The sequence below is a fragment of the Bacteroidota bacterium genome (assembly GCA_038746285.1).
In the GTDB taxonomy this organism is placed as follows: Bacteria; Bacteroidota; Rhodothermia; order Rhodothermales; family JANQRZ01; genus JANQRZ01.
This window is the reverse complement of record JBCDKT010000017.1, coordinates 62406-71395: the sequence shown is the minus strand read 5'-3', so window position 1 is coordinate 71395 and position 8990 is coordinate 62406. Positions and strand designations below refer to the sequence as shown.

5 protein-coding genes are annotated in these 8990 nt (G+C 69.7%); 3 read left to right on the top strand and 2 right to left on the bottom strand.

Annotated elements, in window-relative coordinates:
• The first annotated feature begins 666 nt into the window (after positions 1-666).
• On the top strand, positions 667-1314 hold the full coding sequence (locus AAGI91_07665) for a T9SS type A sorting domain-containing protein (GenBank protein MEM1042493.1): 648 nt from the start codon (positions 667-669) through the stop codon (positions 1312-1314).
• Between the two features lie 59 nt (positions 1315-1373).
• Here the strand turns inward: AAGI91_07665 and AAGI91_07660 are convergent, their stop codons facing one another.
• Complete coding sequence (locus AAGI91_07660; GenBank protein ID MEM1042492.1) at positions 1374-3947, bottom strand: serine/threonine-protein kinase; 2574 nt, start codon at positions 3945-3947, stop codon at positions 1374-1376.
• A 107-nt stretch (positions 3948-4054) separates the two neighbouring features.
• Complete coding sequence (locus AAGI91_07655; protein ID MEM1042491.1) at positions 4055-4636, bottom strand: ECF-type sigma factor; 582 nt, start codon at positions 4634-4636, stop codon at positions 4055-4057.
• Between the two features lie 380 nt (positions 4637-5016).
• On the opposite strand from AAGI91_07655, the gene AAGI91_07650 reads away from it, so the two are divergent.
• Both AAGI91_07650 and AAGI91_07645 read left to right on the top strand, forming a co-directional pair.
• Complete coding sequence (locus AAGI91_07650; protein MEM1042490.1) at positions 5017-5877, top strand: DMT family transporter; 861 nt, start codon at positions 5017-5019, stop codon at positions 5875-5877.
• An 823-nt stretch (positions 5878-6700) separates the two neighbouring features.
• A complete protein-coding gene (locus AAGI91_07645) occupies positions 6701-8986 on the top strand; it encodes an ABC transporter substrate binding protein (protein ID MEM1042489.1) in 2286 nt (761 codons plus the stop codon).
• Positions 8987-8990: the final 4 nt, after the last annotated feature.

Genomic DNA, 8990 nt, shown 5'->3' with positions numbered 1-8990 from the left:
TTTCCAGTGAGCGTCGGTCAGGTCGGAGCTGTAGCGTTGCGAGCGCATGGCTTCGGTAGGTCTTGTGGAGGGGCACTTCCACAAGATGCTGGCAGGCGCTCTTTGCGTTGACGCCCGCTCTTAACCAAACAGTCTCTTAGTCTCATAGACGGTCAACTCGAGATACTAGAGAATCCGTCTCTGGAGTCGCTAGCAGGACTCGATGGTCTTACCTCGATTCTCGACGACCTTATTGTTGGTAATAACGATGAGCTCCAGTCGCTCTCAGGATTAGGAGGGCTCACCTCTGTTGGTGATGACGTTAGGATCACTGAGAACGACATACTCACCTCGCTCTCCGCTTTAGAAGGTCTCACTTCTGTCCGCTCCCTCGTCATTTTGCAGAACGGTTTGCTGGAGTCGCTAGTGGGGCTCCAGAACGTGACCTCGGTTCTTGTCGACGTTGACGTGCGAGAAAACAGCGCGTTGCGCCAGTGCTCCTGCGGCCTTTCTGGTATTATATCCGGCGATCCTCCCGCGTTCTCTGGAGTTTTGCTTGGGGACGTTACTATATCTGACAACGACCCTGAAGGCACTTGCGTCTCGCCTCAATCCGTCCTCGACACGCCTTGTGTAGATTTTCTAAGTGTCGACCTTGTAGCGACGGCAACTACGAACACGACCGTCATGCCCGGAGGCTCGGTCTCGTTCGACTATGCGGTTACGAACACCGGAGAGGGCCCCGCTGTCGGCGACCTCTGGTTCGGTGCTCAGCGCGGCGGAAGCACTGTAGCCGAAGGTTTGATCCGCTCCGGCAGCGTGCCCGCGGGCGCGACTGTCAGCGGGAGCTTCATGCAACGCGTACCTGCTAGCGCACCACCCGGGGATTACAGCTACGCCCTGAACATTGGGCGCTTCGCCGACCTCGCGGTAGACTCGGAGGCGTTCGAGATTACGGTGACGGGCGCGGCTCGTGTAGCGAGTGGCCCAGAGGTTTGGACGGTGACCGACGCGACGCCGTGGGAGGTCAGCCAGACGCAGTCCGTGGCCCCCTCGTCAGAGACACTGCCTTTAGAGTTCGCCCTGGCGGCGGCCTACCCGAATCCGTTCGCCTCGGCGACGACCGTCGGCTTCGCGCTGCCGGAGGCGGCGGACGTGCGCCTCGCGGTCTTCGACGTGCTCGGGCGCGAGGTGGCCCTCCTGGCCGAGGGCGAGTACGCAGCCGGCCGGCACACGGCGCGGTTCGAGGCGGCAGGCTTGGCTAGCGGGCTCTACCTGGTGCGCATGACGGCGGGCGGCTTCGCCGAGACGCAGCGGGTGACGCTGGCGCGCTAGCTCGGCTCCACTGTCAGAACGGATAGCCCCGGTTCTCGTCTCTGCGGCGGGGGCCGGGGCTACTCGCTCTCGGCGAGGACGAAGGCGCGGAGCGTGGAGTCGGCGTCGGGCGCGAGGGCGTCCTGGGCATCGGCAAAGGCGCGGCGCGCGGCGGCGGCGCGGCCCTGCGTGCGGTACGTCTGCCCGAGGCCGACGTGGGCGCGGACGGTCCGCTCGTGCCCCGGCCCGTAGCTCCCCTGGAAGATGCGGATGGCCTCGGCGAAGTGGCGCGCGGCGCGGTCTAGGTCGCCCGTCTCCTGCGCCGTCTGGGCCGACGAGTTGAGCGTCCGTCCGAGGTGCGGGTGGTCGCCTCCGAGGCGGGCGCGCTGGATGGCGAGGGCCTCGTCGTAGAGGCGTAGTGCTTCTGTAGGATCGCCCTGCCGCCGCCGCATGCCGGCCACGCTGCTCAGGCCGAGCGCGACCTCGGGGTGGTCGTCGCCGAGGCGCGCGCGGTTGAGGTCTACGGCCTCACGGAGCGTCGCCTCGGCCTCGGGGTAGCGGCCCTGCGTGAAGAGGAACACGCCAAAGTTGTTGACGCTCTGCGCGACGAGCGGGTGGGCCTCGCCGAAGACGCGGCGGCGCACGTCGAGCGCCTCGCGGTAGTGCTGCTCCGCCTCTTCGAGCCGGCCCTGCCGCCGCAAGATGCCGGCGAGGTTGTTGGTCGCCGTCGCCACGTCGGGGTGCTGCGGGCCGAAGAGGGCGAGGGTGATCGACCGGGACGCTCGGTAGGCCTCCGCTGCCGCTGCCAGGTCGCTCATCGCGCTGCGGGCGAGGCCGAGCGTCCGGTGCGCCTCGCCGAACACGACGGAGTCCTCACGCGAAGCGGGCTGGAACGTGGCGAGGATGTGCCGGGCGAGGCTGTCGGCCTCGTCGTACTGCCCTTGGTGGTACCGGTTGAGGCCGAGCCGGCCGAGCGCCTCGGTGGGGACGCTGCCGGACAGCCGGGCGGTCTCACCGATCTGAACGGCTTCCTCGAAGTACGTGGCCGCTGCGTCCAAGTCGCCCTGGTGGTAGGTCGTCGTGCCGAGCGCCGTCAACGTCTGGACGCGCCCCGTCGGGTCGGCCGCGGAGCTGCCGCGCCCGAGCGAGTCGCTCTGCGTAAGCAGCGCGGCGGCCTCGTCAAAGAGGCCGAGGTGGACGTGGACCTCGCCGAGCACGCGGAGGAGGTCGGCGCGGAGGAGCGGCTGGTCCTGCAGGGCGGTCTCCATCCGCTGGCGGCCCTGGTCGAGGAGCGCGCGGGCGGTGAGCGTGTCGCCGACCGCGACGGTCGGGTCGGCCCCTTTGAAGAGGCCGGTGAGGAAGCCGGATACTTGCTCTGCACGGTCGGCGGCGCGGCGGGCCTGGTCGCGCTCGGCGGCGAGGCGCTGGGTGTGGTAGAGCGTGAACAGCACGGCCGCAGCCAGCACGGCCGCCGTGATCGCCACCCCGATCCGGTGGCGTCCGGCGAAGCGCTGCATCCGGTACCCGACCGACGGCGGGCGGGCAGTGATCGGTAGGCTGTCCTGGTGGCGGCGCACGTCTTCGGCGAGGGCTGCGGCCGAGTTGTAGCGCGCCGCGGGGTCTTTGGCGAGCGCGCAGAGCACGACGGTGTCGAGGTCGCCGCGGAGTCGCTCCGGGGTCAGCGCGCCCGGAGACGCCTCGGGGCCGGCGTGGCGGAGCGCCGTGCTCGGCTTCGTCGGCTCGTCGGCGAGGATGGCGGCTTCGAGCTGGCCGGCGGTCGGGGCCTCGAACGGGCGCTGCCCGGTGAGGAGTTCGTAGAGCAGCACGCCGAGCGCGTACACGTCGGTCGCTGTCGTGGCCTCATCGCCGCGCAGCTGCTCGGGCGCGGCGTAGGACCGCGTCATCGGGCGCAGCCCCGTCTCGGTGAGCAGCGTCCGCTCGGTGTTCTCGCCGAGGAGCTTGGCGATCCCGAAGTCGAGGAGCTTGACCTGCGGCTGCCCCGCGTCGTCCTCCGTCACGAAGACGTTCGAGGGCTTGAGGTCGCGGTGGACGACGAGGCGCTGGTGGGCGTGATGCACGGCGTCGCACGCCTGCCGGAAGAGGTCGAGCCGGGCGTCGGCCGAGAGCGCGTGCGTCCGGGCGTAGTCCGTCAGCGGCGTCCCCTCGGCGACCTCCATCGCGAAGTAGGGGCGGCCCTCGGCGTCGGTCCCCGCGTCGAAGAGCTGGGCGATGCCGGGGTGCTGGAGCGTCGCCAGGATGCGCCGCTCGGCGTCGAAGCGCCGGGCGAGGGCGGGGGCGTCGAGGCCGGCGCGGACCCGCTTCAGGGCGACGCGCCGCTCGAACAGGCCGTCGGCCCGCTCGGCGAGAAACACTTCGCCCATCCCGCCGCGCCCGAGGAGGCGCAGCACGCGGTACGGGCCAATGGTCTCCGGGAGCGGTGCGTCCTTGTCGAGGCGTGGGTCCCCGCCTTCGCCCAGCAGTGGGCTGTTCAGGAAGGTGCCGGCCGTGTCGTGCGCTGCCGCGAGGGCCTGCACCTCGGCGCGGAGGGCGGGGTCGGTGCACGCGTCGGCCAGAAACGCAGTCCGCTCCCCGGCGGCCCGGTCGAGCGCGCCGTCGAGCAGCGGTTTGATCGTGGCCCAGCGGGCAGCGTCCATTGGGGCGGTTCGTCAGTGGACAGAGGACAGGGAGACGGAAGACCGGGCAGAAACAGCGTTAGAAGTCTGGGCTCTCACTGCCATGCGGTGCGCGGAAGCCTGCCGGGTCACGCTTCGCGCTGGAGGTCATGCGCGAGCCAGGCCCGCGCCGTCCGCCACTCGCGCTTCACGGTTGACGGGGAGAGGCGGAGCACCTCGGCCGTCTCCTCCAGCGTGAGGCCCGCAAAATAGCGGCACTCCACCACGCGGCTCTGGCGCGGGTCGAAGGCTTCGAGGCGGCGGAGCGATTCGTCGAGGGCGAGCAGTTCCTCGGCGCGGGCGTCGGAGAGGAGCGCCGGGGCGTCGTCCAGGTTGAGGTGGGGGGCCGCGCCGCGCCGCTTCTTCCGGTGGCGCGCGCGGGCGTAGTCGACGAGCACCTGCCGCATCGCCCGGGCGGCGGCCCCGAAGAAGTGCGCCCGGCTGTCGTACCCGGCGCGGCTTCCGTCAACGAGCTTGAAGTAGGCCTCGTGGACGAGTTCAGTCGTGTTGAGCGTGTGGTCGGGGCGCTCGCGCAGGCGGAGGCCGTGGGCGACGCGGCGCAGCTCGTCGTAGACAACCGGTAGCAACCGGTCCAGCACCGCCTCGTCGGCAGGCGCACCGTCCCCGCTGAGGGCGGCGAGCAGTTCGGTCACGTCAGGGGAAGAGGACATGGGTGCGTAGTCTACGAACCTAGAGCGCTCGCTGGGGGACGCCGGCGGAGAGGGGAAGAGCGGACGCTAGGGGCGAGGTCTAGCCACAGGCAAGGCGCTTTCCCACGCGCGTGTCGCCGGAAGCCGAACGCACTTCGGAACCCTGGCGTGTCAGCAGCGCACGGGTAAAGCGTGGCGGAGCCCTATAATAAAGCCTCGCCCACCGCGAAGGCAGCCGGGGCTTCGGTGGGCAGTGAGGCGGTGAACAGTGAGCATCCCAGCCCCGGCAGCACGCGGCGATGGAGTATCCTGCGTGCCCGTGCCGTTGACCCTCAACCCCCGAGCGACATGCCAGCGCCTGACCTGGAGCGATCCCGTGTGCTCCCCTGCGGTGCAGAGCGTTGAGCGGGAAAACAGTCCTGCGCTCGCGCACGGCGGTCTACGCCCTGACGGCGCTGACGATGGTGGCCTTCGCGGCGAACTCGGTCCTGTGCCGCCTCGCGCTCCAGACGACGGGCATCGGCGCGGCGACGTTTACGGCGGTGCGCGTCGCGTCGGGAGCCCTCGTGCTGTGGGGCATCGTACGGTGGCGCAGCCCCGGCGCGTCGGGTGGCGGCTGGACCTCGGCCGTCGCGCTGTTCGTCTACGCGGCGGCGTTTTCGTTTGCCTACCTCGCTCTTGCGACCGGCACCGGCGCGCTCCTGCTCTTCGGGGCGGTCCAGCTCACGATGATCGGCTGGGGGCTGGTGCGGGGCGAGCGGCTGTCGGCGCGGCAGACACTCGGGATGGCGGCGGCGCTCGGCGGGCTGGTCTACCTCGTGCTGCCCGGACTCGAAGCCCCGCCGCTCGGGGCGGCGCTCGTGATGGCGACCTCGGGCGTGGGCTGGGGCATCTACTCGCTGCGCGGGCGCGGGTCGGCGCAGCCGGCAGTCGATACGGCGGGCAACTTCGCGCGGGCGTCGGTCCTCGCGGTCGGCCTCGGGGCGGCGTGGTGGCTCGCAGGCGAGGCTGGGTCGGCGAACGCGCACGGGCTGGGCTATGCGCTCGCCTCCGGGGCGGTCACCTCGGGGCTGGGCTACGTCGTGTGGTACGCCGTCCTGCCGTCGCTGCGGGCGACGAGCGCGGCGACGGTCCAACTCAGCGTGCCCATCCTCGCCGCGCTCGGCGGGGTCGTGTTCGTCGGCGAGGCCGTGACGCTGCGCCTCGCCCTCGCCTCGCTCCTCACCCTCGGCGGTATCGCGCTCGTCCTGCGTGCCCGATAGGGGTACAACTCATCGGACCTGTGGGCGTAGTTGCGGGGAGACGTAGTCGAAGAGCCCGGAGGTTCAGCGCAGCGGAGGAGGCGGGAGTAGCCCTAGCATCTCAGCTGGAGAATGCAGATCTAAGAAACTGTTTGGTGAACGAAAGTCGCGGCCTGCGACCGGCTACGGCCACCCGCTGCGGCGTCGCGCTCCATCGCCGATGCCTCGGCATCGGCTGGTGGAGTCGCTACGCTCCTCGATGCTGCGCATTCGCACGCCTTGCAAGCCCCGCGCCGCGCTCGTTCTCGCCTGCGTCCTCACTTCGAATACAGGCTCTAAACGCGAGGCCGAAGAGTTCAAGGGAGAGCCTGCAAACGCGCGCACGGTAGTAGACGCGCATTATATTACGAGGGTGTAATGACTTGGCTCGAGAAAGAACCAGCGCATGTGCCAGTCACCGAACACAACGGCAGCCTTTCGCTGAGATGCGCAAGCACGGAATTTTGACTGATCGCCAGCCCTGTCGAGGCGGGTGCCTCTCTTCCACCACTGGGCAACCGGGCATGCCCCCGTTCGCTCGCGGCTGTCGCACCGTCGTCGCAGCGAGGCCGAGGGAGACTGCCCGATGAGTCGCATGGCTTCGCCAAGGAGAGACCGAGTCCCGGCACCAAACGTAGTCGCTAGTAGGGGTTGCTTGAGCCCTGTCCCACCCTCAGGTCTCACGACGCTCCGCTGCTGCTTCCTTGCTCTCGTGCTGGCCGTAGCGCTCACAGTACCACCCGTCGCCACTGCTCAGACGGGCCGCTTGGGTCCCCTCTCTGTCCGGGGATCACAGGTCGAAGAAGTGCAGATTGCCTTCGTCCTGGACGGCCCCCCTCTCCAAGACGACACGTTGCAGGCACTCGTCCAAGCCGAGATCGAGACGGTGGCGGGGCGGCGCTTTGCGCTGGCATACCGTACCGCGACGGCAGACTACACGCTCGCCGGGGTCGAGCAGGAGGTCGCGGCGCTGATGGCGGCTCCCGATGTGGACGTTGTCGTGGCGCTGGGACCGCTCGCCTCGCAGGTGGTGGCGCGGCTCGTCGATCCGGCGCACCCGGTGATCGCGGCGGTGGTTCTGGACCCGGCCTTGCAAGGGCTTCCGGAGCGCGACGGCGCGAGCGGTGCCCCCGGTGTGGCTTACCTCACGGTGCCGTTCACGTTCAACCGCGACGTGGACACGTTCCGAGCCCTCACGCCGGTCACACACCTGGCGGTCCTCCTCAACGCGACCCTGCTCGACGGCTTTCCGGCGCTGGCTCCCCGCCTTCGGGCGGCGAGTGAGGCTGTCGGCATTCGGCTGACCGCATTGGGCACCGGGCCCGACATCGAGGCGAGCCTCGACGCGATCCCGGACGATGTGGACGGCGTCTACGTGACGCCTCTGAACCGCTTCGCTCCGGCCGAGCGCGCCCAGCTGGCGGCGGCGCTGATCGAGCGCGGCTTGCCGTCGTTTGCCTATGGCGGAGCGGACGAAGTAGCTCTGGGCTTTATGGCATCGCTCAACGTCGACTTCGCGGAGAGTCTTGCCCGGCGTGTAGGCGTCTACGTCGACCGCATTCTCCTCGGCGACGATCCGGCGACGTTCCCGGTGCGTGTGGTTGCGGGCGAGCGGCTGGTCCTCAACCTCGCCACGGCGCGGTCACTGGACGTCTACCCGCCGCTGGGCCTCCTCCTCGAAGCCGAACTCCTCGGGGCCACCCTGACGCCGGCCGGCGACGCGCTCTCGCTGAAGGAAGCCATCCGGCGAGCGGTCGAGGCCAACCGCTCGCTCGCCATTCAGGACGCTGCCGTGGCCGTGAGCGCCGCGCAGGTCCGCGAGGCGCGGTCGGTGCTCCTTCCTCAACTCAGCGCGAGTGGGACCGGCCTGCTGGTCGATAGCCGCTTGGCCGAGGTCTCGCAGGGGCAGCAACCCGAGTGGGACGTGGCGGGCACGCTCGAACTGAGCCAGGTCCTCTTCTCCGAGGGAGCCAGCGCCAACATCGGCATCCAGCGGGCGCTCCTCGACGCGAGCAACCAGAGCCGGTCCGCCGAGCGCCTCGACGTCGCCCTCGACGCGGCGGAGGCCTACCTCAACGTGCTCCGCGCCGAGGCGCTCGTGCAGGTGCAGCAGAACAACCTGCGTCTCACGCGCCAGAGCCTGGAGTTCGCCGACCAGCGCGAGGCCATCGGGACGGCCGGCCCCGCCGAGGGCCTGCGGCTGCGCGCCGAACTCGCCACGCGGCGCACGGACCTCATCGACGCGTTCGTGCAGGGCCAGGCGGCGCGCCTCGCGCTCAACCAGATCCTCGACCGCCCGCTCGAAGCGCCGTTCACCGCCACCGAGGTCGTCCAGGTGGAGGACCCCGAGTTGCTCGAGAGTGCCAGCCGCCTTTCCGCGCTCATCGTCGACCCGCGCAGTTTCGCCCGCTTGCGCGATGCTCTGGTGGAAGCCGCCATCGAGGTCGAACCGAACGTGCAGGTGCTCGATGCGAGCATCCGCGCCCAGGAGCGCGCCGAGCAGTCGGCCCGCCGGGCGTTCTTCCTCCCAACGGTCGCCGCCTTCGGCCAGGTCGACCTCTCGGTCTACGAGGACGGAGCGGGGTCCGACCTCGGGCCGATGACCCCCGAAGTCGAAGTGCCCAACCCGTTCTGGACCGTCGGCTTGAACCTGACCTTCCCGCTGTTCGAGGGCGGGGGACGCTTCGCCACGCGCGACCGCGCTTCGGCCGAAGTCCTCCAGTTGCAGTTGCAGCGCGACCTCCTCGTGCAGCAGATCGAGCAGAACGTGCGCACGCAGATGCAATTTGCGGCAGCCTCCTTTGCCTCGATCCAGGAGGCCCGCCGGGCCGCCGCCGTCGCCCAGCAGTCCCTCGCTGTCGTCACGGACTCCTATGCGGCGGGTGCCGTCGATGTGACGCCGCTCCTCGAAGCCCAGAACACGCTCCAGCAGGCCGAGGTGGGCGTGACGAACGCGATCTACGACCATCTCATCGACGTGAAGCGGGTCGAGCGCTCCGTGGGCCGTATCGAGGCGCTGATGGACCCTGCTGAGCGCGATGCCTTCGAAGCACGGATCCTGGAGGCCCTCCAATCCGGTCCGGGACGCTGAGCCT

Bases quoted from the DNA above. Each gene is read 5' to 3' on its own strand.
- AAGI91_07665 (MEM1042493.1), top strand. From the start codon at position 667: ATGCCCGGAGGCTCGGTCTCGTTCGACTATGCGGTTACGAACACCGGA.
- AAGI91_07660 (MEM1042492.1), bottom strand. From the start codon at position 3,947: ATGGACGCTGCCCGCTGGGCCACGATCAAACCGCTGCTCGACGGCGCG.
- AAGI91_07655 (MEM1042491.1), bottom strand. From the start codon at position 4,636: ATGTCCTCTTCCCCTGACGTGACCGAACTGCTCGCCGCCCTCAGCGGG.